The 26146-nt window shown below is 71.7% G+C and carries 18 protein-coding genes, 1 tRNA gene and 4 pseudogenes; 20 read left to right on the top strand and 3 right to left on the bottom strand.

Translation table 11 applies throughout. From position 1 onward, the window contains the following. A pseudogene (locus FJ108_12430) lies at positions 1-510 on the bottom strand (enoyl-CoA hydratase). Positions 511-602: 92 nt separating this feature from the next. Between FJ108_12430 and FJ108_12435 the strand changes: the two are divergent. From FJ108_12435 to FJ108_12455, 5 genes are read left to right on the top strand one after another with little or no spacing between them, the layout of a single operon-like run. Continuing rightward, on the top strand, positions 603-1724 hold the full coding sequence (locus tag FJ108_12435) for an ABC transporter permease (GenBank protein ID MBM4336701.1): 1122 nt from the start codon (positions 603-605) through the stop codon (positions 1722-1724). Further along, positions 1708-2466 (top strand): ATP-binding cassette domain-containing protein, encoded by a 759-nt coding sequence (locus tag FJ108_12440; protein ID MBM4336702.1) that lies wholly within the window; start codon positions 1708-1710, stop codon positions 2464-2466. The genes FJ108_12435 and FJ108_12440 overlap by 17 nt, the downstream gene beginning before the upstream one ends. Next, positions 2463-3386 (top strand): MCE family protein, encoded by a 924-nt coding sequence (locus FJ108_12445; GenBank protein MBM4336703.1) that lies wholly within the window; start codon positions 2463-2465, stop codon positions 3384-3386. The genes FJ108_12440 and FJ108_12445 overlap by 4 nt, the downstream gene beginning before the upstream one ends. Next, positions 3290-3964: a hypothetical protein gene (locus FJ108_12450; GenBank protein MBM4336704.1), complete on the top strand. Its 675-nt coding sequence runs from the start codon at positions 3290-3292 to the stop codon at positions 3962-3964. Before FJ108_12445 ends, FJ108_12450 begins: the two co-directional genes overlap by 97 nt. After that, positions 3964-7059, top strand: coding sequence for a hypothetical protein (locus FJ108_12455; GenBank protein MBM4336705.1), 3096 nt, complete (start codon positions 3964-3966; stop codon positions 7057-7059). The genes FJ108_12450 and FJ108_12455 overlap by 1 nt, the downstream gene beginning before the upstream one ends. A 22-nt stretch (positions 7060-7081) precedes the next feature. Here the strand turns inward: FJ108_12455 and FJ108_12460 are convergent. Continuing rightward, positions 7082-10239, bottom strand: a pseudogene (locus FJ108_12460) (isoleucine--tRNA ligase). 138 nt (positions 10240-10377) lie between these two features. On the opposite strand from FJ108_12460, the gene FJ108_12465 reads away from it, so the two are divergent. The 7 genes from FJ108_12465 (at position 10378) to FJ108_12495 (ending at position 18319) form a co-directional block, all read left to right on the top strand. Further along, on the top strand, positions 10378-11742 hold the full coding sequence (locus FJ108_12465) for an outer membrane lipoprotein-sorting protein (GenBank protein MBM4336706.1): 1365 nt from the start codon (positions 10378-10380) through the stop codon (positions 11740-11742). Beyond that, a complete protein-coding gene (locus FJ108_12470) occupies positions 11742-12254 on the top strand; it encodes a hypothetical protein (protein MBM4336707.1) in 513 nt (170 codons plus the stop codon). Before FJ108_12465 ends, FJ108_12470 begins: the two co-directional genes overlap by 1 nt. Beyond that, positions 12149-12988, top strand: a complete 840-nt coding sequence (locus tag FJ108_12475) for an ABC transporter permease (protein MBM4336708.1) — start codon at positions 12149-12151, stop codon at positions 12986-12988. Before FJ108_12470 ends, FJ108_12475 begins: the two co-directional genes overlap by 106 nt. A gap of 2 nt (positions 12989-12990) precedes the next feature. Continuing rightward, positions 12991-14238: an ABC transporter permease gene (locus tag FJ108_12480; protein MBM4336709.1), complete on the top strand. Its 1248-nt coding sequence runs from the start codon at positions 12991-12993 to the stop codon at positions 14236-14238. Between the two features lie 9 nt (positions 14239-14247). After that, positions 14248-14946 (top strand): ABC transporter ATP-binding protein, encoded by a 699-nt coding sequence (locus FJ108_12485; protein ID MBM4336710.1) that lies wholly within the window; start codon positions 14248-14250, stop codon positions 14944-14946. 1347 nt (positions 14947-16293) lie between these two features. Beyond that, complete coding sequence (locus tag FJ108_12490; protein ID MBM4336711.1) at positions 16294-16956, top strand: hypothetical protein; 663 nt, start codon at positions 16294-16296, stop codon at positions 16954-16956. Positions 16957-17077: 121 nt separating this feature from the next. Then, positions 17078-18319: a YkgJ family cysteine cluster protein gene (locus FJ108_12495; GenBank protein MBM4336712.1), complete on the top strand. Its 1242-nt coding sequence runs from the start codon at positions 17078-17080 to the stop codon at positions 18317-18319. Here the strand turns inward: FJ108_12495 and FJ108_12500 are convergent. Continuing rightward, positions 18261-19637 (bottom strand): VWA domain-containing protein, encoded by a 1377-nt coding sequence (locus FJ108_12500; GenBank protein MBM4336713.1) that lies wholly within the window; start codon positions 19635-19637, stop codon positions 18261-18263. The two genes, FJ108_12495 and FJ108_12500, sit on opposite strands and share 59 nt — an antisense overlap. 63 nt (positions 19638-19700) lie before the next feature. Here FJ108_12500 and FJ108_12505 point away from each other — a divergent pair, with 63 nt between their 5' ends. The 8 genes and pseudogenes from FJ108_12505 to FJ108_12540 all read left to right on the top strand — a co-directional run bounded on the left by FJ108_12505 (position 19701) and on the right by FJ108_12540 (position 26146). Continuing rightward, positions 19701-20528: a hypothetical protein gene (locus tag FJ108_12505; protein MBM4336714.1), complete on the top strand. Its 828-nt coding sequence runs from the start codon at positions 19701-19703 to the stop codon at positions 20526-20528. Continuing rightward, a complete protein-coding gene (locus FJ108_12510) occupies positions 20525-21322 on the top strand; it encodes an N-acetylmuramoyl-L-alanine amidase (protein ID MBM4336715.1) in 798 nt (265 codons plus the stop codon). The genes FJ108_12505 and FJ108_12510 overlap by 4 nt, the downstream gene beginning before the upstream one ends. Then, entirely contained in the window at positions 21319-22038 is a 720-nt protein-coding gene (locus FJ108_12515) for a ribonuclease PH (GenBank protein ID MBM4336716.1), read from the top strand. Before FJ108_12510 ends, FJ108_12515 begins: the two co-directional genes overlap by 4 nt. Further along, positions 22035-22648: pseudogene (rdgB, locus tag FJ108_12520) on the top strand (RdgB/HAM1 family non-canonical purine NTP pyrophosphatase). Before FJ108_12515 ends, rdgB begins: the two are co-directional and overlap by 4 nt. Before the next feature lie 34 nt (positions 22649-22682). Further along, positions 22683-22756 (top strand) — tRNA-Pro (locus FJ108_12525). A 154-nt stretch (positions 22757-22910) separates the two neighbouring features. Continuing rightward, entirely contained in the window at positions 22911-23417 is a 507-nt protein-coding gene (locus FJ108_12530; GenBank protein MBM4336717.1) for a winged helix-turn-helix transcriptional regulator, read from the top strand. Positions 23418-23441: 24 nt separating this feature from the next. Then, positions 23442-24566 (top strand): efflux RND transporter periplasmic adaptor subunit, encoded by a 1125-nt coding sequence (locus FJ108_12535; protein ID MBM4336718.1) that lies wholly within the window; start codon positions 23442-23444, stop codon positions 24564-24566. A gap of 2 nt (positions 24567-24568) precedes the next feature. After that, positions 24569-26146, top strand: a pseudogene (locus FJ108_12540) (efflux RND transporter permease subunit).

Genomic DNA, 26146 nt, shown 5'->3' on the forward strand with positions numbered 1-26146 from the left:
GGCGGACGTCGAGCGGGAGCAGGCGGCGCAGCGACTGGGTCGCGGACATGTCGGGGATCAGGCCCCACTTGATCTCCATCACCGACATCCGCGCGTCGGGCGCGACGATGCGCAGGTCGGCGCCGAGCGCGATCTGCAGACCCCCGCCGTACGCAACGCCGTGTACGGCGGCGATCACGGGCGCCGGAACCTCCTGCCAGACCCAGGCCGCGAGCTGCGCGCGGTTCGCGCCGCTCGAGCCGCGCTCGAACACGTTCCCGCCGATCCCGGCCCCGTCCCCCGTGTCCCGTCGGCCATCGCCGTGAAGCTGCCCATGTCCAGGCCCGCGCAGAACGCGCGGCCCTCGCCGGAGAGCACCACCGCGCGAACCGAGCGCTCGGCGCAGAGGCTGCGGCCGGCTTCGACCAGCGCGGTGAACATCTCCGCGTCGATCGCGTTCATCTTGTCGGTGCGGATCATGCGGACGTCGGCGATCCCGTCCTTCAGATCGATCGAGACTCGCTCGGACATGGGCTGACTCCTCGAGGGGTTCCGTGAGGCGGCCATGCTAACCTGAGCGCTGGGGAAACGCGATTCAAGCCAGAAGCGCGGTCACGGCGGAGTTGGAGTTCAGCGTCGAGCGCAGCGATCCGCGGCCCGGCAGCGCCGAGCTGCGGCTGGCGGGCGCGCTTTCCGTCCGCAACGTGCCGCGCGCGCTGTCTCGGATCCGTGAGCTGCTCGCAGCGCCCGCGAGCGGCGTTCGCTTCGACCTGGCCGGAATGGACTCACTCGACGGCGCGGCGGCGGCGCTACTGCTCGGGCTCTGCGACGAGCTCCGCGCGCGCGGAATCGCGGCCGAGCTCGCCGGCGCGACGGGACGAGCGGGCGAGATCCTGGAGCTGGTCGCGTCGAGCCCGCGCGGGATCGCCAGCCAGGTGGCCCCGACCGCGCCCGGCGTCTTCGAGCAGGTCGGCCGCGAGACGGCCGAGCTCTGGACGCTCTCGCGCCAGATCCTCGACTTCACCGGCAACACGGTCGTTGCCGCGGGCCGGGCGCTTCGCGATCCGCGCACGGTCCCGTGGCGATCGGTCCTTCGCGTGATGGAGCGGGCCGGCGCCGACGGACTTCCGATCATCGGCCTGATCACGTTCCTGGTCGGTCTGGTCTCGGCGTTCCAGGGCGCGATCACGCTGCACCAGTACGGCGCGGACATCTTCGTCGCCGACGGCGTGGCGATCGGCATCGTGCGCGAGCTCGGGCCGCTGATGGTCGCGGTGGTCGCCGCCGGGCGCTCGGGCGCCGCGTTCGCGGCGGAGCTCGGCACGATGCGCGTGTCCGAAGAGGTCGACGCGCTGCGGACGATCGGGCTCGATCCGTACCGCTACCTGGTGCTTCCACGCGTGCTCGCGCTGACGCTGATGCTGCCGATCCTCACGCTGCTGGGAAACGCCTTCGCGATCGCCGGCGGCGCCGTGGTCGGGGTCGCCTCGCTGGACGTTCCACTCGCCGCCTGGGCGCGGCAGACCCACGACGCCATCGACATCTGGTACGTCTGCTCGGGGCTGCTCAAGTCGGTCGCGTTCGGCCTCGCGATCGCGCTGGTCGCCTGCCAGGCCGGGCTCGCGACGCGCGGCGGCGCCGAGGGCGTCGGCCGCTCCACGACCTCGGCGGTGGTGAGCTCGCTCTTCTTCCTGGTCGTGATCGATTCGGCCTTCACGGTGCTCTACCATGCCTGGGATCTCTGAGCCACACATCACGGTGTCGGGCGTCGCGGTCGGCTTCGGCGACCGCGTGCTGCTCCAGAACCTGGACTTCGAGGTCCTGCGCGGGGAGGTCTTCGCGATCCTCGGCGGAAGCGGCTGCGGGAAGTCCACGGTGCTGCGCCACCTGATCGGCTTCGAGAGGCCGATGCGCGGCACGATCCTGGTCGACGGAAAGCCGCCCGGACTCGCTGGCGGCGCGCCCGGCTTCGGCGTCCTGTTCCAGTCCGGCGCGCTGTTCGGCTCGATGACGCTGGCCCAGAACGTCGCGCTGCCGCTCTCGACCTGGACCGATCTCTCCCGCGCCGACCTGGACGAGGTCGTTCGCAGCAAGCTGCGGCTCGTGGGCCTGGGCGGCTTCGAGAACCACCTGCCGGCGGAGCTCTCGGGCGGAATGAAGAAGCGCGCCGGAATCGCGCGGGCGCTCGCGCTCGACCCGCCGCTGGTGTTCCTCGACGAACCGAGCGCCGGGCTCGACCCGATCACCTCGGCCGAGCTCGACGAGCTGATCCTGACGCTCTCGCGCAGCCTCGGCATGACGCTGGTGATCGTGACTCACGAGCTGCCGAGTATCTTCGCGATCGCGAGCCGCTGCGTGATGCTCGACCGCGAGGCGAAGGGTATGATCGCACTGGGTGAGCCGCGCGAGCTGCGCGACCACGGCACCGATCCGACGGTCGCCGCGTTCTTCAACCGGCGCGCGCGGGAAGGCGGGGCGAGAGCGTGAACTCGACCAATTACTGGAAGCTCGGGGCGTTCGTGATCGCGGGGATCGCGCTGGCCTTCGCGGTGCTGGTCTGGCTGGGCGCGGGCGACTGGAATCGCCGCACCCGCACGATCGTCACCTACTTCGACGAGTCGGTGCAGGGTCTCGAGCCCGGATCGCAGCTGAAGTTCCGCGGTGTCTCCGTCGGCACGGTCTCCGAGATCACGATCGCGCCGGATCTGCGCCACGTGAAGGTCACCAGCCAGGTGTACGAGGACGTGCTGCAGCGGCTGGGCCTGGCGGGACGCGGCCCGGTCCTGCAAGAGATGGAAGAGACCGGCACGCCGCTGCGCATCCAGGTCGCGTCGGCCGGGATCACGGGCGTGAAGTTCCTGCTGGTCGACTACTTCGATCCGAAGCGCTTTCCGGTCGCGCAGCTCCCCTTCGACCCGGGGCCCGACTACATGCCGTCGACTCCGTCCACGCTGAAGAGCATCGAGGAGGCGGTGGTGGAGGTCGGCATGAAGCTGCCGCTCCTGACCATCCAGGCGAGCGAGACGCTCGAGCGCCTGACCGGAGTGGTCGAGAACTTCGAGCAGACGATCCGCCCGCTCGTCTCCGAAGGTGGGGGTATCGCGAAGCTGCTCGAGCAGTACGAACGCACCGGCGCGCAGTTCGAGCAGACCGCGCGAACGCTCGACGCGGAGATCCGCGCCGCGAAGCTCTCGGAGACCAGCGGCGCGGTCCGCGAGGCGGCGTCGGCCTTCTCGGGCCTCACGGCCGACGGCAGCGCGCTCACCGAAGACGCGCGGAGCAGCCTGGCCACGCTCGAGGACACGCTCGAATCCCTGCGCGAGCTCGTGGACTATCTGGAGCGCGATCCATCGGCGCTCGTCCGAGGTCGCGCGGCGCCCGCGCGCGAGGGGACGAACCGGCCGTGAGTCGAGCTCTTGCACCCGCGCTCGCGCTCTTCCTGTTCGCGTGTCTTGCGCCGCGGCCGCCCGCGGAGCCGCGCTACTTCTCGCCGCGTGGCGACGCGGCGGCCGTCGAGACCCCGGCACGAGAGACCCGCACCGGCGCCGAGCTCCGCCTGCGCCGGGTCGTGGCTTCGGACCACCTGCGATACCGAATGGTCTGGCGCCGTGGTGTCGAGGTCGGCTTCCACGACCTGTGGCGCTGGACCCAGCCGCCCGCGAGCTACGCCGAGGCGCGCCTGGCGCGCGAGCTCTTCGAGCTGCGCGGCCTGAGGCGGGCGACGCGTCCCGACGCCGCGTCGCTCGCCGTCTCGCTGGTCGCCTTCGACGAGGTGCTCGAGCCCGACCACGAAGCTCTCGTCGTGCTCGACGTGATCCTGGTCGACCGCGCGCAGGTCTCGCTCCTGGATCGGACCTTCACCGCTCGGCGACCCGTCGGCGGCGGAGATCCCGAAGAGGTCGCGCGGGCGCTCGGCGAGGCGCTCTCCGACGCGGCGGGAGAAGTGGGAGCCGCGGTCGAGATCGCGCTCGTGACTCCCCCGTGATGCGTCCGATCCTGCTCGCCGCCGGCGCGCTCGCGCTGATTCTCTCGGCCTCGGGCCCGAGCCGCGCGCAGACGGCGCCCGGGTCCGAGCCGCGCGCCGAGGCAGATCGGGACGTCGCGCTGCTCCACGGCGCGGCAAAGCGCGGCGACCTCTCCCAGATCGGGACCGTGCTCTCGCGCGGGGTGGCCGTGGACGCGGTCGACCGCGACGGTTGGACCGCGCTGATGTTCGCAGCGTCCGGGGGACAGCGCGAGGCGACGCGGCTGCTGCTCGAGCGCGGCGCGAACGCGAAGTGGCGCAGCACGGGCGGCGACTCGGCGCTCCAGCTCGCGGCCGCGCACCCCGACCCGCGACTCGCGGAGGCGCTTCTCGACGCCGGTGCCGAGGTCGACGCGACCGGCGGGAGCGGCGAGACAGCGCTGATGCGCGCGGCGGTGCGCGGCAACTCCGACGTGGTCCGCGCGCTGCTCGCGCGCGGCGCCGATCCCGATCGGATCGATCGCAGCGGCTCGACGGCGCTGATCGTCGCCGCGCTCGAGGGCCACCAGCCGGTGGTCCGGGAGCTTCTCGCGAAGAAGGCCGACACGGAGGTGCGGCGGCGCGACGGCTCCACGGCCCTGGTGATTGCCGCCAAGCAGGGCCGCGCGTCGGTCGTGAGCGCGCTCGTGAAGGGACGGGCCGACGTGAACGCTTCGGGCTCCGACGGCGTGACCGCGCTGATCTACGCGGTGCGAAACGGCGACCGCGATCAGGTCGACGAGCTGATCGACGCGGGCGCCGATCCGAATCGGCGCACCGGCGGAGGCGAGACTGCGCTGCACGTCGCCGCGCGCAAGGGGGATCCCGAGATCGCGCTCCGGCTCGTCGACGCCCGGGGCGATCGCGAGCTGGTGAACGCGCAGGGTCTGAAGCCGCTGGTGGTGGCGCTCGAGGCCGGCAACGATGCCGTCGCGCGCGTCTACGCCGGCGTCTCGAGCAACGAGGCGATGCTGCGCGGGCCGATCCTGACCGCGCGCGGCGCGGGTGGTCGCACCGCGCTGATGTTCGGCGCGTCGCTCGGGCTGCGGAATTTCGTGAAGGCGCTCGTCGACGCCGGCGCCGACCTCGACGCGCAGGACGACGAGGGCTCGACCGCATCGATCCTCGCGGTCGCCAACAACCACCTCGATGTCCTGGCGCTGCTCGTCGACTCGGGCGCGAACCTGGAGCTCGGCGACCGCAGCGGCGCGACCGCGCTCGCGCACGCCGCCGTGCGCGGAAACGTGAAGGCGCTGAAGCTCCTGCTCGACGCGGGCGCGCGCGTCGACGCCGAGGTCGGCAAGCAGCGGACGACGGCGCTGATGGCCGGAGCCGCGAGCGGAAATCTCGAGATCGTGAAGCGCCTGCTCGCCGCCGGCGCCGACGCGAGCAAGACGAACGCCGACGGCGCGACCGCTCGCTCGATCGCTTCGCGCGGCGGCTTCACGCGGGTCGCCGCCGCGCTCGAGGAGGCGGAGCGCGATCCGTCCGCCGCGCGCGCCAGCGCCTCGCGTGGCGAGCGGACACTGCTGATGGACGCCGCATGGCGAGGGAACGACGCGACCGTCGCCGCGGAGCTCGCGGCCGGCGCGAAGATCGACGCGCGCGACGCGAACGGCCGCTCGGCGCTGATGCTCGCCGCATCCGCCGGGCGGCTGGGCAGCGCAGACCTCCTGATCGCCGCGGGCGCCGCGCTCGACTCGAGGGACGACGCCGGCACGACCGCACTGCGCGCGGCCGTCGCCTCCGGGCACGTCGACGTGGTCGAGCGGCTCGCGAAGGCCGGCGCCGATGTCGACGCGTCGAGCCGCAACGGCCAGACACCGCTGATGTACGCGGTGGGAAAGGGGCACGTCCCGATGGTGGAGCTGCTGCTCGCCAATCGAGCGGCTCCGAACCAGCGCGACCCGGCCGGCCGGACGGCCCTGCAGCAGGCGGCTGCCTCGGGTCAGACGGAGATCGCGCGCAAGCTCCTCGGCGCGGGAGCGGATCCGAACATCGCGTCGCTCGCGGGCGAGACGCCGCTGCAGCAGGCGTCGCGCCGCGGCCATCGCGACATCGTCTCGCTGCTGGTCGAGGCGGGTGCCGCGCCCGGCGACGCCGATCGCGACGGCTGGACCGCGCTGATGCGCGCGGCGGCGGCGGGCGATCCCGAGATCGTGCAGGTGCTGCAGAAGGCCGGCGCCGACCCGAACGCCGCGAACCTGGCCGGCCAGACTTCGCTCCATCTCGCGGCGCGCGGCGGACACGTTCGCGTCGTAGAGCTTCTGCTCGCGGCGGGTGCGGATCCGCTGGCCCGCGATATGAAAGGGCGAACGCCGCTGATGGAGGCGTACGACCGCGATCAGATCCGCGTCTTCGCGCTGATCGACCAGGCCGGCTCGGCGGCCTGGGCCAGGCTCGCGGAGGACGGCGCGGGGGCCGGCGCAGCGAGTGCGGCTCGCGCGCGCCTTCGGGACGAGCGCGAGCTGATCGAGGCGTCGCGCCAGGGAAATCTCGAGCAGGTGCGCAAGCTGCTCGCGCGCGGCGTTCCGGCATCCGCGCGCGATTTCCGCGGCTGGAGCGCGATCCTGTACGCGTCGCTGGCCGGCCGCACCGAGATCGTGAAGGAGCTGCTGCAGCACGGCGCGAAGCCCGGCGAGGCGAACGATCTCGGTGGGACTCCGCTGATGGCCGCGGCGAGCGGCGACCGCGTCGAGATCGTCGCCGGGCTGCTCTCGCTCTCGGTCGACGTGAACGCGCGCGACCGCGACGGGATGACCGCGCTCACCTTCGCGGCAGCCAACGGGAACCTGCGCAGCGCAGCACTTCTGCTCGACGCCGGAGCCGACATCGAGCACCGCGACGAGCGCTCCCTCACGCCGCTCATGGCCGCGGCGCTCGGGGGCTACAGCGAGGTCGTGAGCCACCTGCTCGAGCGCGGAGCGAATCCCGACGCGGTCGGCCGCGGCGGCGTCACCGCGCGAAGCCTCGCGGAGGAGCGGCGCTTCGGGGACGTCGTGAACACGCTCGACAAGTGGAAGCGGACCTCGGCGGCCAGCACCGCCAAGCCGGGTGAGGCGCCCAGTCCGCCCTGACCAAGCGCTCCCCGCGCCGGGCTCAGCTCGCGCGCCGCAGGGCCACGCGCAGGCTCTCCCCGCTCATCTCCGTGACGTGTGACGCGTAGCCCGCATCGTCGGGCGCGGGACCGAGCGTGAGCTCGGGGGTCGCGAGCGTCTGCTCCGCGATGTAGCTGCGAAAGCGCCCCGCGGCGTCGCGCCAGTCCTCGGGCAGCTCGAGCGCGAGCAGGATCCGATCGGAGACGTGCAGGCCGGCTTCGCGGCGCACCTGCTGCACCGCGCGCACGACGTCGCGCGCGACGCCCTCGTGCGCCAGCTCCTCGTCGATCGCCAGCTCGAGGATCACGATCGCGTCGTTCGCGGCCAGCGGCTGGCAGGCGACGCCCTCGCGCGGCTCGAGCAGGAGCGCGAAGTCGTCGCCGCGCAGGACTTCGCCCTCGACCCGGACCGAGCCGTCCGGTTCGCGGCTGAAGCGACCGGCCTTCGCCGCGGCGATCACGCTCTGGGTCTTGCCGCCCAGCCGCTTGCCGACCGCGCGCGCGTTCACCTGCAGCCGGAACGCGGCGTAGCGGTCGATCTCGGCCGAGAGCTCGACGCTCTTCACGTTCACCTCGTCGGCGACGAGCTCGACGAACGGCCGCAGGCTCTCGACCTCCGCGCCCGCGACGATCAGCGTGCGCAGCGGCTGGCGCACGCGCAGGTCGTGCGTGCGGCGCAATGCGAGCGCCGCCGAGCAGACCTCGCGCGCGCCGTCCATCGCGCGCACCAGTCCGGCGTCGGCGGGCAGCGCCTCGGCGCTCGGCCAGTCGCACAGGTGCACGCTCTCCTCGCCGGTCAGGCCGCGGTGGATCTCCTCGGTCACCAGCGGGAGCAGCGGGCTTGCGACACGGAGAAGCGTCACCAGCACCGTGTACAGCGTGTCGTAGGCGTCGCGCTTGTCGGCGCTTCCCTCGGCGGCCGCGCCCGGTTCGGCCCAGAAGCGGTCGCGGCTGCGGCGGATGTACCAGTTGTTCAGCGCGTCGATGAAGCCCGCGATCTCGGCGCAGGCGCCGGGGATGTCGTACGCGTCGAAGGCGCGCTCCACGCCCTCGATCAGGGCGCGCGTCTTGGCCAGGATGTAGCGGTCGAGCACGCCGTTCGCGTCGCTGCGGTGCGTGGCGCGCACGCCGTCCGCGTTCGCGTACAGGCTGAAGAAGTACCAGGCGTTCCAGATCGGCTTGGTCACCAGCCGCACGACCTCGCGGATCGCCTGTCCCTCGCGGTCGATCTGCAGGTCGTGCCCGCGCAGGATGCCGGAGCTGACCAGGAACCAGCGCAGCGCGTCCGCGCCGTACGTCGAGAAGATCTCCTCGGGGCTCGGGTAGTTCTTCAGGCGCTTGGAGAGCTTCTGCGCGTTCTCGTCCAGGACCACGCCGTGGCAGATGCAGTTCTGGAATGGCGGCCGGTCGAAGAGCGCGGTCGCCAGCACGTGCATGGTGTAGAACCAGCCGCGCGTCTGCGCGACGTACTCGACGATGAAGTCGGCGGGGAAGTGGTTCTCGAACCAGTCGCGGTTCTCGAACGGGTAGTGCACCTGCGCGAACGGCATCGAGCCCGACTCGAACCAGCAGTCGAGCACGTCGGGCACGCGCCGCATCATCGCCGCGCCCGACGGGTCGTCTGGATTGGGGCGCACGAGCGCGTCGATCCCGGGCCGGTGCAGGTCGTCGGGACGCACGCCGAAGTCGCGCTCCAGCTCGTCGAGGCTGCCGTAGACGTCGATGCGCGGGAAGCGCGGGTCGTCGCTCACCCAGACCGGGATCGGCGAGCCCCAGAAGCGGTTGCGGCTGATCGACCAGTCGCGCGCGCCTTCCAGCCACTTTCCGAACAGCCCGTCGCGGATGTGGCCCGGAACCCAGTTGATCTCTCGGTTCAGCTCGACCATCCGCTCGCGGATCGCCGTCACCTTCACGAACCAGGAGCTCATCGCGCGGTAGATCAGCGCGGCGTGTCGGTGCGCCAGCAGTGCGGGTAGTTGTGCAGGATCGTCGCCTGCTTCACGAGCACGCCGCGATCCTTCAGGTCGCGGATGATCGGGCGATTCGCGTCGAAGACCAGCTCGCCCGCCCAGGGCGCGACGTCCCGCGTGAAGCGGCCGGTCTCGTCGACGGGGCAGACCACGGGGATGCCGGCCTCCCGACACGCGGCCATGTCGTCCTCGCCGAAGCCCGGCGCCATGTGCACGACGCCGGTTCCCTCATCGGTGCTGACGAAGTCGGCGGCGAGCACGCGGAACGCGTTCGGCGTCGCGGCGAAGAACGGGTAGAGCGGGGTGTAGCTGCGCCCCGCGAGCTCCGCGCCGCGGACGCTTCCGATTCGCGAATAGCCCTCGAGCTCGCTCGTGTAGCTCTCGGCCGCGGCGGCGCCGAGCGCGACGCGGTCTTCGCCCTTCGCGAAGATCGCGTACTCGATCTCGGCCCCGACCGCGAGCGCGAGGTTCGACGGCAGCGTCCAGGGCGTCGTGGTCCAGACCCACAGGTCGAGCGCCGGCGCGGACTCGCTTTCGTGAAGCGAGAAGCGCAGCGTGACCGCCGGGTCCTGGCGCTCTCGGTAGGCGTTGTCGAGCCGCGTCTCGAAGTTCGAGACCGGCGTCTGCGCCGCCCACGAGTAGGGCATCACGCGGTAGCCCTCGTAGATCAGGCCCTTGTCGTAGAGCTTCTTGAACGCCCACATGACGCTCTCCATGAAGGAGAGATCCATCGTCTTGTAGTCGTGCTTGAAGTCGACCCAGCGCGCCTGGCGGGTCACCGTCTCCTGCCACGCTTCGGTGTAGCGCATGACCGACGAGCGGCAGTAGTCGTTGAACTCGTCGACGCCGTAGCTCGTGATCTGCGCGCGGCCCGCGATCCCGAGCTCCTTCTCGGCCTCCATCTCGGCCGGCAGGCCGTGGCAGTCCCAGCCGAAGCGCCGCTCGACGCGGCGTCCGCGCAGCGTCTGGTAGCGCGGCACGATGTCCTTTTTCGGCAGGCCGTTGGCGAACGGCGGGCCGTCGTAGAAGACGTACTCGTTCGCGCCGTCGGGCCCGGCCGGCCGCTGCTCGACCGAGCGCTCGAAGACGCGCTGCTTGCGCCAGCGCTCGAGCACCGCGAGCTCGAGCCGCGGGAAGTCCGGCGACGGCTCGACCTCGGGGTACGGTTTCTTCGCGCCGTCGTGCTTCATGGGCGCCTGAAGCTACCGGCGGGGGCGGGGGGGCGCAAAAAAGGCCTGCGATCCTCGGGACATACCTTCGGGGGCTTGCCGCCGCGGCTGGCCCTTGGTAGCGTACCGACCAGTCGGTCGGTAACGGAGAAGGAGCCGATGGCGAAGCGCGCGGCCGGACGGAAGCCCGAGGTGAGCCGGGGAGAGATCCTCGACGCGGCGCTCGGCTGCTTCGCCGCGCGCGGCTACCACGAGACCTCGATGGACGACATCGCGTCCCGCGCGGGTCTCTCGAAGGGCGCGATCTACTGGCACTTCGCGGGCAAGCGCGAGCTCTTCCTCGCGCTGGTCGACCGATTCTCCGAGCACGCGCTCGGGTCGCTCGCGGCCGTGGCCGACGCGCCCGACTGGCGCGCGGCGCTTCGCGCGATCTTCGCGAACGTGCGCGCGCAGCTCGACTCAGGCATGCAGATCTTCCGGCTCGGGCTCGAGTACATCGCGCTCTGCGCTCGCGACGAGGAGATCCGAGTGCGGGCCGAGCGCGCGCAGGGCGTCTGGAAGGCGGCGGTCGAGAAGCAGATCGCGCGCGGCGTGGCGGCGGGCGAGCTGCGCGAGGTCGACGCGGGCGCCGTGGGCCAGCCCCGACGGGCTGATGCTCGCGCGAATGATGCGGCCCGATCTCGACCTGGAGCCGGCCTGGATTGCGGCGGAGGAGATCTTCTGGCGGGGGCTGCGCGCATGAAGGCATTTCGGATCGCGCGGATCGCACTCGCGGCGCTGTCACTGGCCGGTGGCGCGCCGCGCGCCGAGGAGATCGACGCGCACGAGCTCGTTCGCCGCGCCGAGGACGCGCTGCGCGGAAAGTCGTCGGCGATGAAGCTGCGCATGACGATCACGACCCCGCGCTGGACGCGCGAGCTCGTGATCCGCAGCTTCGACGATCAGGCGGGCGACCGCAGCTTCTCGCGCGTGCTCGAGCCGCCCAAGGACAAGGGCACCGGCTTCCTGCGCGACCACGACGCGTTCTGGACCTGGCTGCCGCGCGTGGAGCGGGCGATGCGGATCCCGCCCTCGATGATGCTGCAGCCGTGGATGGGCAGCGACTTCACCAACGACGACCTCGCGCGCGAGTCGTCGCTGCAGAAGGACTACGAGCCCACGGCGCTGGGCGAGAAAGAGATCGGCGGCGTCGCGGCGCTGGGGATCCTGCTCCTGCCCAAGCCCGAGGCGCCGGTGGTCTGGGCGCGAATGGAGCTATGGGTCGAGAAGCAGCGCCTGGCGCCGCTGCTCTTCGTCTACTACGACGAGCCCGAGCCGGGCAAGTTCGAGGCGCTGCGCGAGCTGCGCTTCTCGGACGTGCGGATCGTCGACGGGCGCCCGCTGCCGCACGACTGGCTGATGGTGCCGAGTGACAAGCCGGGTCACTCGACGCGCGTGGTGCTGGAAGAGGCCGCGTTCGACGTGAAGCTCGACGACGAGATCTTCACGCAGAAACACCTGCGCCAGTCCGAGGCCGCGCGCTGATGCTCCTGCTGCGGCTCGCCTGGCGCAACCTGGGCCGCAACAAGCGCCGCACCGCGCTCACGACCGCGGCGGGCGTGTTCGCGATGCTGCTCTCGATGCTGAATCTGTCGGTCGGGGCGGGCAGTCACGAGCGCTGGATCGAGCACGCGGTGCGGCTCTACCCGGGTCACTACGAGGTGAGCCTGGCGGGCTACCGCGAGCACCGCACGCTCGACTACGCGATGCCGCTCGACGACGCCGCGCGGCAGGGGCTCGACGCGATTCCGGGCGCGCAGGGCTGGGCGCCGCGCCTGGAGGCGTTCGGCCTGATCTCGGCCGACACCGAGCAGGCCCCAGCGGCCGTGCGGTGCAGCTCTTCGGCATCGACGCCGCGCGCGAGACGCGTCTCACCAAGCTCGTGGGCGCGGTGGACGCAGGACGCGTGGCCGCGCGAAGCGACGGCGGCGAGCGCGAGATCGCGCTGGGCGAGCTCCTCGCGCGCAACCTCGGCGTGGCGATCGGTGAGCGCGTGATCGTGGTCTCGGCGGACTCGTTCGGCTCGCAGTCGGCCGACCGCTTCGAAGTGGTCGGCACGTTCCGCATCGGCGACGACGAGTTCGACGGCTACGGCGCGCTCGTCGACCTGCAGGTGCTGCAGGCGTTCCTCGAAGCCGGGGACTCGGTCTCGCACGTCGCGGTCTTCCTGCCCGAGAGCGCGGCGATGGCGGGCGTGGGCGCGGGGCTCGACGAGCTCTTCCCCGATCCGAGCCACGAGGTCCTGCCCTGGCCGGAGCTGATGCCCGACCTGGTGCAGTTCATGCTGCTCGACGACGTGGGCAACTGGATCGGGAACTCGGTGCTGATCGTCGTGGTCGGCTTTGGCCTGCTGAACACCATCCTGATGTCGGTCTTCGAGCGCGTGCGCGAGTTTGGCGTGCTGCGCGCGCTGGGCCTGCGCCCGCGCGCGGTCTTCGCGCTGGTGCTGATCGAATCGCTGCAGCTCACCGTGCTCGGCATCGCGCTCGGGCTCGCGCTCGGCATTCCGCTGGTGCTCTGGCTCTCGGGCCACCCGATCCACCTCACCAGCGACGGCGCCGCGGCCGCGGTCGAGCTCTTCGATCTGGAGCCGCTGATCCTGTTCGCGCTGGCGCGCGACCAGCTCGTGACGCTGCCGCTGCTGCTGATCGGGATCGGTGTGCTCGCGGCGCTGCCTCCGGCCTTTCGCGCGAGCCGCGGGCGACCCGTCGACGCGCTGCGAGAGACCTGAAGATGGGAACACTGCTCGTGATCGCCTGGCGGAATCTCTGGCGCGGCTGGCGGCGCAGCGCGATCGTGCTGCTCGCGATCACCGTGGGCCTTTCGTCGTGTCTGCTGCTGGTCGGCTGGAGCCACGGCCTGGTCCGGCAGATGGTCGAGAACGCGGTCTCGACGCGGCTCGGCCATCTCGTGGTGATGGCGCAGGGCTACCAGAAGAACCCCGACGTCAAGCGCAATCTTCCCGACGACGGCCGCGAGATCGCCGCCGCGCTGGAGCGCTTTCCCGGCGCGCACGCGTCGCCGCGCCTGGCCGGCGACGGGCTGCTGCAGAGCGCGCGCAGAAGCTCGCGCGTGGTGATCGTCGGCGTCGACCCGCTTCGCGAGGCGCGCGTCTCGGTGGTCGCAAGCGCCCTCGTCGAGGGTCACATGCCGCAGGCCGCAGCGTCGGAGAGCGCGCGTCGCCTGCCGGGAATCGCGATCGGCGCGGCGATGGCCGAGCGCCTGCGCATTCGCCTCGGCGACAAGGTCGTGGCGCACGTGCCCGGCGAGGTGGGTCTGGGCGCATTTCGCGTCTCGGGGATCTTCCGCACCGCGTCTTCGGAGTTCGATCGCGCCGTCGCCTACGTGCGGCTCGAGGACGCGCAGCACCTGCTCGCGCTTCCGGGCCGCGTGACCGAGGTCGCGGTCTCGCTCGACGACGTCGACGAGCTGCCGGCGCTGCGCGCGCACGCGGTCGCGGAGCTGGCGCTCCGCGATCCGGGCGCCGCGATCGAGGTGCTGACCTGGCAGGAGCGCGAGCCGCGGCTCGCGGCGATGCTGGCGCTGATGGCGCAGATGTCCTGGATCATCTACGCGGCGGTCTTCGTGGCGATGGCGTTCGGCATCGCCAACGCCCTGCTGATGATGGTCTACGAGCGGATCCGCGAGTTCGGCGTGCTCCGCGCGCTCGGCCTGCAGGCGCGGGCGCTGCTCGCGCTGGTCCTGCTCGAGTCGATCCTGATGACGCTCGCCGGCACGGGGCTCGGGCTCGCCGTCGGCGTTCCGCTCGTGCTCTGGCTCGGGCGCGTGGGCATCGACCTGTCGCGCTTCGCCGCGGGGCTGACCGAGTTCGGCATCGGCACGCGGATCTACACGCGCATCGAGCCGGTCGACATCGCGCTGCCGATCGCCGTCGCGATCGCCACCGCGGTGCTGGCCGCGCTCTGGCCGGCGTGGAAGGCCGTGCGGCTGCGCCCGTCCGAAGCGATCCGACACGTCTAGGAGGCGACCGTGGCCCGTTCCATCCTCGAAGCCGTGAACGCCAGCAAGGTCTACCGCGCCGGCGCGATCGAGACGCGCGCGCTCGACTTTGTATCGATCGCGATCGAGACCGGCGAGTTCTCGACGCTGTGCGGGCCGTCGGGCTCGGGCAAGACGACTCTGCTCAACCTGCTCGGCACGCTGGATCGGCCGACCAGCGGCCAGATCCTGGTGGACGGCGAGGACACCACCGAGATGGGCGAGGCCGCGCGCGCGGAGCTCCGCCTGCGCAAGCTCGGCTTCGTGTTCCAGTCCTACAACCTGGTGCCGGTGCTCTCGGCGCTCGAGAACGTGGAGTTCGTGCTGCTGCTGCAGCGGGTGCCGCGCGCCGAGCGCCCCCGCAGCCGCGCCATGCGCTTCCTCGACGAGCTCGGGCTCGGCGAGCTCGCGGAGAAGCGACCCGGGCAGATGAGCGGCGGGCAGCAGCAGCGCGTCGCGGTCGCGCGCGCGATCGCGTCGGAGCCCGAGATCGTGCTGGCCGACGAGCCGACCGCGAACCTGGACTCGAAGACCGCCGAGGATCTGCTGCAGCTGATGCTGCGCATGAACCGGGAGCGCGGCGTCACGTTCCTGTTCAGCACCCACGACCCGCGCGTGATGGAGCACGCGCGCCGGATCGTGCGGCTGGTCGACGGGCGGATCGCGAGCGACGAGCGACGCGCGCCATGAGGCTCGGCGCGCGAGCGGCGCTTGCGCTCGCCGCTTGGCTCGGCGCGCCGGGGGCGCTCGCGGTCGAGCTCGACTCGGGAGACTGGAAGCTCGACCTCGGCGGCACGCTCTCCGAGCTGGTCGTGAGCTCGCGCGAGGTGCGCACCGAGGACGTGTTCCCCGGGCCGGGCGGCGCGTACTCGCTCGGCGTCTCGCCGAGCCTTCTCTCGCAGACGCGCGCGCGGATCGACCTGCAGGTCCGCTATCGCGAGCAGTTCTCGGCGCAGGTCGTCTACGACAACGAGCTCTTCCTCGGCTCGGGCCGGCGCTCGCTCGCGTTCGCGCTCGCGGACGAGCGGGGAAACGACACCTGGGCCGATCTCGACCGCACGATCCACGACGGCGACGACGCGAGCTGGCAGCACCTGCTGTACCGCGGCTGGCTGCGCTGGGCCAACGACGATCTCGAGATCAGCGCCGGTCGGCAGCGGATCGCGCTCGGCCGCGCGCGGCTCTGGAATCCGACCGACCTGTTCAACCCGATCCCGCCGCTCGCGATCGAGGGCGACCAGCGCGTCGGCGTCGACTCCGTGGTCGCGCGCGTTCGGCTCGCGGGCGAGCTCTGGGCCAGCGCGATCGTCGCGCCGCAGAATTCCGACGACCGCTACCGAAGCGCGCTTCGCCTCGAGCTCTCGCAGCGAAGCGTCGACGCCGCGCTGATGTTCGCGCGCATCGAGACCGACTCGGTGTTCGGCGTCGACTTCGCCACGAACCTGGGCGATGCGGCGCTGCGCGGCGAGGGCACCTGGAGCTTCCACGAGCACGGCGGCCACACCGCGCAGCTGGTCGGCTCGCTCGACTACACCTTCGACGTCGGAAGCGGCCTGTACGCGCTGGTCGAGCACTTCTACAACGGCAACACCTACGACCCCGACTCGCTGCGCCGGGCGCTCGACCTGCTTCCTCCGCTCACGCCCGCGCAGGGGCTCGACCTGCTCGCGCAGCCCGGCGTCGTTCCCGAGGCGCAGCTCGTCACGGTCTCGCGCAATCAGACCGGCGTCGAGCTCGGCTACGACCTGACGCCGCTGGTCCGACTCGACGTGCTCTTGATCCACGACTGGGAGGGCCCGAGCCAGGCGCTCTACACCCAGCTCAGCTGGTCGGCGCTCTCGAACCTTCAGCTCTCGCTGGCCGCGCAGCTCTTCGGCCCGGCCGGGACGGGGAGGGCAACTACGGAGGCCTCGATTCGCTCTATTTCGCCAGGATCGACCTCTACTTCTGATCCTCAAGCCGGGCTCGACCGGGGCCGATTCGCTGCATGGAGAGGGGCGGTTCGCGGACGGTTCGAGGGGTTTGGGGAGTCCTGGCTTGGGCAGACTCGGTCTCGGCATCGCCATGTTGGCCCTGGGCTTCCTCTCTTGTGCGCAGAACGCGCGCTTCCTTCCCGTGGTCGCACGCGACTTCTTCGTCGCGGCGCCGCACGACGATCCCTGGAACGCGAAGATCCGCAACTGGCAATCCCGCCACAGGCTCGATCAGGCGCAGCCCGTCGCGCGCGCGGCGAACTCGGATCTGATCGCCGGGTACGACGAGTTCACCAACAGCCTGCGGCGCAGGATCGCGGCCGACGCGGTCGCCTGGATCCAGGGCGAGAGCCACCGGCACTACATTCCGGACGGCGAGACGGACCACTGGGCGACGCTCTCGGACGTGGTTTCGACCAACGGCGACGACTGCGACGGGCTCGACCTGCTCACCTTCCTGCTGCTGCGCAAGCTCGGCTTCGCGCAGAACGAGATCTTCCGCACGATCGTGGTCGAGCGCGAGAGCGGTCAGCACCACATGGTGACGCTCTGGTTCGAGGCGGGCGCTCGAAGCGATCCCTGGCTGCTCGATCCGACCGGCGTGGTCGCGAGTCGCCTGGTCCGACTCTCGGACGTCCCCACGTGGACCCCGATCGAGGTGTTCGATGAAGCGCGGCACTACCGGGTCGAGGAATCCCGCGGGGCGGAGGCCGTAGCACAGCGCTGAGTCCTCGCTATTGTCCGGCCATGTCGCGTGTGGACGAGCTTCTCGCTCACGATCCCGATCCTGCCTACCCGAGCTCGACTCCGCCCGACGCAAGCTACCCCGGACAGACTCGCGACGTGCTCTGCGCGCCGCTCGACGAGATCGCGACGCCAGCGCTCTGGTCGCGGCTCGCGCGCCCGCTCGAGCGCTCGCTCGTCGAGGTCTGGCAGGCGCTGGCGCTTCCGCCGCGCGCTCGTCCGCAGCTCTGGGTCGCGATCCACTACGGACGGATCGCGCTGAACGCGCACGCGTGGGAGCGAGTGCGCGCGCGGATTGCGGGCGTCGCGCCCGACCCCAACCTGGTCGAGCCGGCGCAGGGCTTCGCGCCGGGGCTGGCCGAGCGAATCGAGGCCCTGCGCGCGCGGCTCCGCGTGCGCCGGCTCGACCGGCGGCTCGATCTCGCGGCCGAGCGGCGCGAGCGCGCGCTCGCGCGCCTGTCCTCGCTCGACCCGGGCGACCTCGACGCGGGCGAGCTCGCGCGCGGCCCGCTCGACGAGCGGACCTGGACGGAGATCCTGCTGCCCTGCACCGGCGAGCGCCTGAGCGTGGACGGCGAGGCCGAGCCGGACGCCTGTCTGCGCGAGGCGGTCGCGCTGGAGCAGCGCTGCACCGAGGAGCTCGGTCTGCGGCTCGCCGCGCGCCGCACGCTCGCGGCGCCGGAGCTGGCCGCGTTCCTCACCGTCGAGGAGCGGATCCGCGCGGTGCTCGACGGATCGAGCGAGTGGACCGAGCTCGCCTCGGTGCGGCTGGAGCGCGTCGAGCACTGGGCCAAGCTCGACGTGCCGCGGGTCTTCTGGGGCCGGCCGCGCCTGGATACGGAGAGAGCTTGAGCGAGAATTCCGGGCGGCCTCCCGCGGGGCTCGAGCTTCCGATCCTGGGTCTGCCGACGGCGAATCCGTGCGCGGGCTGCGGCGAGTGCTGCACCTACATCGCGACGCAGATCGACGATCCGTCCACGTTCCAGCAGTACGAGAACGTCTACTGGTACCTGACCCACGAGAACGTCGCGGTGTACATCGACTGGGAAGGCGACTGGTATCTCGAGTTCCAGACCCGCTGCAGTCACCTGACCGAGGCGAAGACCTGCGGGATCTACGTCGATCGGCCGCTGGTCTGCTCCGAGTTCTCGGCGACCGACTGCGAGAAGAACTCCGGCGAGCGCGGCTGGAAGCACTACTTCCGGAACTTCGAGGACCTGCTCGGGTTCATGCAGGCCAAGCGCCCGAAGGCGTTCGCGCGCTACGCGGCCAAGCGCCGCGCGCTGCTCAGGGCGCGGGAGCGCTCGGCGGCTTCTCGGCCTTCTCGCCGTTCTTCTCGACGCTGAGCTCGATCTCCTTGCGCATCTTCTCGGCGGCCTCGTTCGCCTTCGCGCGCTCCTGGTCGATCTCGACCTTCAGGTCGCGCCGGATCTCCTCGTTGATCTCGGCCTGGATGTCGACGCGCCGCCGCTGCAGATCGAGCAGGCGGTTTTCGAGCAGCCGGTTGCGCTGCGCGACCATTCGCGGCGTGAGCGTCTGCGCCTGCGCGCCGGCCAGGAACTTCACGGTGATCTCGCGGCGCCCGGTGGTGCCGTCGGTCGAGCGCGCTTCGGCCTCGATCACGTTCTCGCCGTCGCGCATCTCGAGCAGGGCCGAGAAGCTGCCGTCGGCGTTCGAGATCAGCTGGCTCGCGATCGCGCCGGTGGTCTTGTTCCGCACCGCGAGGCCCTCGATCTCGGAGAAGCTCACGTCTTCGAAGATCGCGCGGACGTCCTTGGGATTTCGCACCGGTGTGAACACGCCGCTGGTCACGCGCGCCATCTCGACCACGACCACGGGCTCGGAGAGCGCGTCCTCGCCGATCGCGAAGGTGTCGATGCGCACGTCGAGCTTGGCCGCGCGCACCGCCTGCTGGATCGCCATTTTCGCGTTCTGCAGCTGCGAGTTCTCGAGTGGGAGCGTGGGCTGGCCGTCGGTCAGGAACATGACCACCCGGCGCGAGCCCTCGCGCTTGGTGCTGTAGGCGCTCTGCGAGCCGAGCAGCTCGATCGTCGCCAGGTTCACGGCCGAGACCATGTTCGTGAGGCCCTTCGGCCCGCGGCGGAAGATCGCGTCGAGTCCCTTCTCGACCTTGCCGTACTCGCTGGTGAGCGGAACCTCGGTGTAGGCGTCGGGAGTGAGCGCGTCGTTGTCGCCGGAGAACGCGACCAGCCCCACGCGCGTGGTGCGCGGGTCGAGCTGCTCGAGCAGCACGCGCACTCCGGCGACCTCGGCGGCCAGGATGCTGTCGCCCTTGTCCGTGTTGGGCAGCGGCAGCACCCGGCCCAGGATCGACAGGAACTTCTCGCCGCGGCGCACGCCGATCACTCCGTCGCCGTCGACGTCGGCGCCCGACGGCGCGGCGGTGCTGTCCGAGGTGTCGATCACGAACACGATGTCGAAGGTCTGGTACTCGCCGTAGTGCGCGAGCGCCTTGCCCGAGACGAACGCCGTGCCCATCGGGTCGCCGATCACCGCGCCGTTCACGGGCGAGTCGATCTCGAGCTCGAGCTCGGGCGGCTTGTCGGCCGTGCGCTTGGGGGCGGTGTCGGGGCCTGCGGCGCGCGCCGTCGCGGCGCCGAGAAGGGCGGCGCAGACGAGGATCGCGGCCGCGCCCGCGCGCACGAGGATTCGGAGTGACTTTGGGCCGACTCGCACTGGAATTGCGGCTCGCGCGGTGATTCGGACGTGGAAAGCCACAGTAGAGGATCGGCCGGACCGCTGCTACGGTGGACCAAAGGGGGGATCGTGAGCGAGCGCGACGACGACGCGCGCCTTGGGGCGGAGCGACTGCGCGGCTGGCTGCGCGTGCCGCAGGGCCGCGGCGTGCCGGGTTGGGCCGAGGCGCGCTTGCGCGAGAACGTCGCGGCCGAGCTCGAGGCGCGCAGCGGCTCCCCGCTCGAGCGCGTCGCCTTCGGCGTGATCGACCTCGAGACCACGGGGCTGTCGCCCGGCGCCTGCCGGATCCTCGAGATCGGCGCGGTCGCGCTGCAGGGCTCGCGAGTGATCGGGACCTTCGGCTCGCTCGTCGACGTGGGCGAGCCGGTGCCGTCGGGAATCACGGCGCTCACCGGAATCGACGACGCGCTTCTGGAAGGCGCGCCGTGCGAGGGCGACGCGCTCGAGTCGCTCGCCGCATTCCTCGCGCAGCACCGCGTCGAGGCGCTGGTCGCGCACAACGCGCCCTTCGACCGCGGGTTCCTCGCACGCGCCTGGCACGAGCACGGCCGCGAGCCGGCGCTGCCGGCGTTCCTGTGCACGGTGCGGCTGGCGCGAAAGCTTTTGAAGGCGCCGAGCTACTCGCTCGGCGCGCTGGTCGAGCGGCTCGCGATCCCGGAGCGCGCGCGGCACCGGGCGCTGGGCGACGCGGAGATGACCGCGGACTTGCTGATCGAGCTGCTCGCGCGCGCGCGGCTGGGCGGAGTCCACACGCTCGAGCAGCTGCGGGGACTGGCCGAGCTCGGCAGCCCGCGTGCCTCGCGCTCGCGGCGGCGCGTGGTGGAGACCTTGGAGTGACGCGCTTCGGTGTCGCGCTGGCGCTGTGCCTGGTGATCGCGGTCGCGCTCGGCCCGGCGCGCGGCGGCTCGGCCGAGGAGCCGGCGCCGACCGTCGTGATCGACGCGGGGCACGGCGGCGCGGATCTCGGCGCGCGCGGCGCCCGCGGCGCGCTCGAGAAGGATCTCACGCTCGCGGTGGCCCGGCGCGTCGCGAAGCGCCTGCGCGAGCAGGGCACGAACGTGGTGCTCACGCGCAGCTCCGACGTGTTCGTGTCGCTGGCCGAGCGCACGGAGATCGCGAACCGCGCGCACGCCTCGCTCTTCGTCTCGATCCACGCGAACTCCGCGCCGGCCAAGGACGTCGCGGGCGCCGAGACGTACTTCCTGTCATTGGAGGCCAGTGACGACGAGGCCATGCGCGTGGCGATGACCGAGAACGACGTGTTCCGGCAGGAGGGCACCGCCGACGAGAGCCAGGACGTGGTGGGCGCGATCCTGGGCGACCTGATCCGCACCGAGCACCTGCGCGAGTCGAGCGCACTCGCCGCCGCGATCCAGCGCCAGCTCGCGCGGCTTCCCGGCGAGAGCCGCGGCGTGAAGCAGGCGCCGTTCGTGGTGCTGACCGGCGTGAACATGCCCGCCGCGCTGGTCGAGATCGGCTTCATCAGCAACCCCGGCGAGGCCGCGCGGATGGGCCAGCGCGACCGCCAGGACGCGATCGCGGGCGCCGTCGCGGCGGCGATAACCGAGGCGATGGTGCAGAATCGCCAGGCGCGGCTCGATGCGGAGCCGCCCGCGGAGGGAACCCGATGAAGCGACTCGATGGACGCGCGCACGACGAGCTGCGCAAGGTCGAGATCGAGCTCGGCTTCACCGAGAACCCGACCGGCAGCGCGCTGATCCGGCAGGGCCGCACGCTCGTGCTCTGCACCGCGACGATCGAGAAGTCCGTGCCCGGCTGGCTGCGCGGCTCGGGCCGCGGCTGGGTCACCGGCGAGTACTCGATGCTGCCCGGCGCGACCGACACGCGCAGCGAGCGCGAGGCGAGCAAGGGAAAGGTGTCCGGCCGCACGCAGGAGATCCAGCGCCTGATCGGCCGCTCGCTGCGCGCGGTCACGGACCTCGAGGCGCTCGGCGAGCGCGCGATCTACATCGATTGCGACGTGCTGCAGGCCGACGGCGGCACGCGCACGGCCGCGATCACCGGCGGCTACGTCGCGCTGGCCGCCGCGTTCCGGCGCATGGTCGAGGTCGGCATGCTGAAGGTCGTGCCGCTGCACGACTCGGTGGCGGCGGTCTCGGTCGGCATCGTCGACGGCGAGATCCTGCTCGACCTTCCCTACGCCGAGGACAGCCGCGCCGAAGTCGACATGAACGTGGTGCAGCTCGGCAGCGGCCGCCTGGTCGAGGTGCAGGGCACGGGCGAGGGCGGCACCTTCGACCGCAAGCTGCTCGACCGCATGCTCGACGTGGCCGAGAAGGGCATCGGCGAGCTGGCGCGCATCCAGTCGAGGGTGCTCGGCGCTTGAGCGCGCCGCGGCTGCTCGTCGCCACCCGCAACGAGGGCAAGCTGCGCGAGCTGCGCGCGCTGCTCGCGGGCACGGGCCTCGAGATCGAGACGCTGGCCGCGCACCCCGACGCGCCCGACGTCGCTGAGACCGGCGCAACCTTCGACGCGAACTCGCGCCTGAAAGCCAGCGCCACCGCGCGCGCGACCGGCCACTGGACCGTCGCCGACGACTCCGGCCTCGAGGTCGAGTCGCTCGGCGGAGCCCCCGGCGTGCGCTCCGCGCGCTGGTCCGGCGTGCACGGCGACGACGCCGCGAACACCGCAAAGCTGCTGCGCGATCTGGACGGCAAGACCGACCGCCGCGCCCGCTTCGTCTGCGTGCTCGCGCTCGCCCGCCCCGACGGCGAGATCGCGCCGCCACCGCCACCGGCGTCTGCGAAGGCGCCATCGCGCTCGCCCCGCGCGGCAGCGCCGGCTTCGGCTACGACCCCATCTTCACGCCCGCCGCGCTCCCCCACCGCACCATGGCCGAGCTCGACCCCGCCGAGAAGAACGCCATCAGCCACCGCGCCGCCGCCCTGCGCGCATTCTTGCCCCTGCTGCGCGCGCACCTGCCCGAGATTCGGTAGCCTCGGCCTGGTCCGCTCTCGTCCGTTCCTACACCGGGGCGTAGCGCAGCTCGGTAGCGCGTCTGCTTTGGGAGCAGAAGGTCGCCGGTTCGAATCCGGCCGCCCCGACTCGACTTACGCGCGTCGGGAACGGATCGAGCGATCGAGCCACGCTGCGTGGTTTCCAGCGCGATTCGACGGCGGGTCAGGCAGGGTGCTGCGCTGCAGAGCGAAGCGCTCGACGAGCCTGGACTCGCCGGGAAGAGATCGCGGCCTCTTGACAATGAGTGTATATGCAACGATTCTTCCGGCCATGCCTGGAACGTCCGCAGAGGAGCTCCGCGCCGACGTCCAGCGGGCGGCCCGCGAGAACGTGCGGAGCTGTCTCATGGGCCGGGTCCGGGCGCTGAGCCGGACCCTCACGGCGCTCTACGAGGAGGAGCTGCGGCCGCTGGGGCTGAAGGCGTCGCAGATGAACGTGATGACGGCCGTCGCGGCCAGCGGCGAGGAACGGCTCTCGACCTTGGCCGACGGGATCGCGCTCGAGCCGTCGTCGCTGTCGCGGATCCTGGATGTGATGCGCCGCAATGGCTGGGTCGAAACCGTGACCGACCCCGACGACGAGCGCGCCCGGCTGGTGCGCATGACCGATGCCGGCAACGCCCTCTACGCCGAGGCCTGTCCGCTGTGGCGAAAGGCGCAGTCTCGGGCCCGCAAGCTGCTGGGCCGCGAGGATGCCGATGTGTTCGCCGAGCTCGCCAACCGGAGTCTCTCTCGCCGCGGGCCCTGAGTCCCATTTTCTTGGAGTCTATACATGTATATACAGCTATTGCGTGTGCGGTGGATCCTGGCAGCGGTCCTGCTGCTCGCCGGAGGCGGCGCGCTCGCCCTGCACGGCGGCGATACGGCCAGAGCCGAGGCGACGCGCGGGCTCGCGGTGGCCCGGCCCGTGCTGGTCGCGACGGTCGCGCCTGCCGCACGGCCGACGAGCGCCTACACCGGCGTGGTCGCGGCTCGGACCGATAGCGGCCTCGGCTTTCGCGTCGGCGGAAAGATCGTCGAGCGTCGGGTGGATCCGGGCGACCGGGTGGTGCGCGGTGACGCTCTGCTGGTGCTCGACGTGGAGGACTTCGAGCTGCAGCTGCGCGCGGCCCGGAACCGCCTGCGCGCCGCCGAGTCTCAGCTGCGCCAGGCCCAGGACGACGAGCGGCGCTACCGCCTGCTCGTCGCCAGCGGCGCCGCGGCGCAGCGCACCTCCGAGCTGGCGTCGACCTCGCTGCGTGTTGCCCAGGCGGAGGCGGCCGCGGCCCGCGCCGAGGCGAGTCAGATCGAGAACCGCCGCGACTACTCGACCCTGCGGGCCGACGGCGATGGCGTGATCACAGAGGTGGTCGTCGAGCCCGGCCAGGTCGTTTCCGAGGGTCAGATCGTGGCGCGGCTCGCGCACGACGGCGCGCGCGAGGCCGTGATCGACATCCCCGAGACCCAGCTCGCCCGCGCCGCGAGCCGCGCGCGCGCGTTCGCGTTCGGAAACTCCGAGCGCCTCGTCGATGCCGCACTGCGCGAGCTGTCCGCGGCCGCCGATCCCGTCACGCGGACGTTCCGTGCGCGCTACGTGTTGGCCGACGACGGCGCGAGCTTCCCGATCGGCTCGACGGTGACCGTGCGGCTGGCAAGCGACGCCGCGAGCGAGCTGTTGCGCGTGCCGATCGGCGCGCTGCACGACCCGGGCGACGGCGTCGGGGTCTGGCGGATCGAGGCCGACCGACGGGTGCGCTTCGCACCGCTGCGCGTGGTCGAGCTGGCCCAGGAGTACGCGACCGTTGCGTCGGGAGTTGCGGCCGGCGACTCGGTGGTCGCGCTGGGCGCGCACCTCTTGCACGACGGCGATCTCGTGCGGCCCGTCGACGACGATGCCGGCGAGCCAGTGGATCGCTGATCGTGGCCGGCTGGAATCTCTCCGAGCTCGCGGTCCGGAACCGCTCTGTCACTCTGTTCCTGATCCTGGCGGTGCTGGCGGCGGGCGCGCTCGCCTTCCGGCAGCTGGGCCGCGCCGAAGACCCTTCCTTCACCGTGAAGGTGATGACGGTGGCCGCGGTCTGGCCTGGTGCCACGGCGGCGGAGATGCAGGAGCAGGTCGCCGATCGGCTCGAGAAGCGCCTGCAGGAGCTCGCCTACTACGACCGCGTCGAGACCAGCTCGCAGCCAGGCTTCGTGTCGATGCTCGTCTGGTTCCGCGACTCGACGCCACCCAGCCTCGTCCCGGAGCAGTTCTACCAGGCGCGCAAGAAGCTCTCCGACGAGGCCGCGAGCCTCCCTCGCGGCGTGTACGGCCCGTTCTTCAACGACGAGTACTCCGACGTGTACTTCGCGCTCTACGCGCTCGAGGCGGGGGAGATGCCGCACCGCCAGCAGGTGCGGCTTGCCGAACGGCTGCGCCAGCGCCTGCTGCGCGTGCCGGGCGTGGAGAAGGTCAATCTCCTGGGCGAGCAGGGCCAGCGGATCTTCGTGGAGTTCTCCTACGAGCGCCTGGCCACGCTGGGCGTCGCGCCGGAGCAACTCTTCGCGGCGCTCGCGACCCAGAACAACGTGGTGCCGTCTGGCTTCGTCGAGACCGGCGGTCCGCGCGCCTACGTGCGCGTCGACGGCTCGTTCGACACGCTGGAGCGGATCGAAGACGTGCCCGTCGCCGCCAGCGGCCGCCTCCTGCGCATCGCGGACGTCGCCGCGGTCACGCGCAGCTACGAGGACCCGCCGACCTACCGTATTCGCCACCAGGGTCGGCCCGCGCTGATGCTCGGCGTGATCATGGAGCGGCGCTTCAGCGGGCTCGAGCTGGACGCGGCGCTCGCAGCAGAGGAGTCGCGCATCGCTTCCGGGCTCCCGCTCGGCATCCGCTTCGAGAAGGTCTCCGACCAGGCCAGCAAGATCCGCGCGCGGCCGTCGGCGAGTTCATGCTGAAGTTCGCCACAGCGCTGGCGGTGGTGATGGTGATCAGCCTGCTGGCGCTCGGCTTCCGCGTCGGGCTGGTCGTCGCGGCCGCGGTACCACTCACGCTAGCGATCGTGTTCGTGGTCATGCTGGCGACCGGTCGCGAGTTCGACCGCATCACGCTGGGCGCGCTGATCCTGTCGCTCGGTCTGCTCGTCGACGACGCGATCATCGCCATCGAGATGATGGTGGTGAAGCTCCAGGAGGGCATGGACCGCGTCGCCGCGGCGACCTTCGCCTGGCACTCGACCGCCGCGCCCATGCTGACGGGGACTCTGGTGACCGTGAGATCGGCTTCCTGCCGGTGGGCTTCGCGCGCTCGAGTGCCGGCGAGTACGCGGGCAACATCTTCTGGATCGTCGGCTTCGCGCTGCTCGCGTCCTGGCTGGTCGCGGTGGCGTTCACGCCCTACCTCGGCGTGAAGCTGCTGCCGCAGATTCCGGTCGTTGCGGGCGGGCACGACGCGATCTACGCCAGCCCGAGCTATCAGCGCCTGCGCCGTCTGGTGCGATGGTGCGTCGAGCGGCG

It is taken from the genome of Deltaproteobacteria bacterium, from assembly GCA_016875225.1.
In the GTDB taxonomy this organism is placed as follows: Bacteria; Myxococcota_A; UBA9160; order SZUA-336; family SZUA-336; genus VGRW01.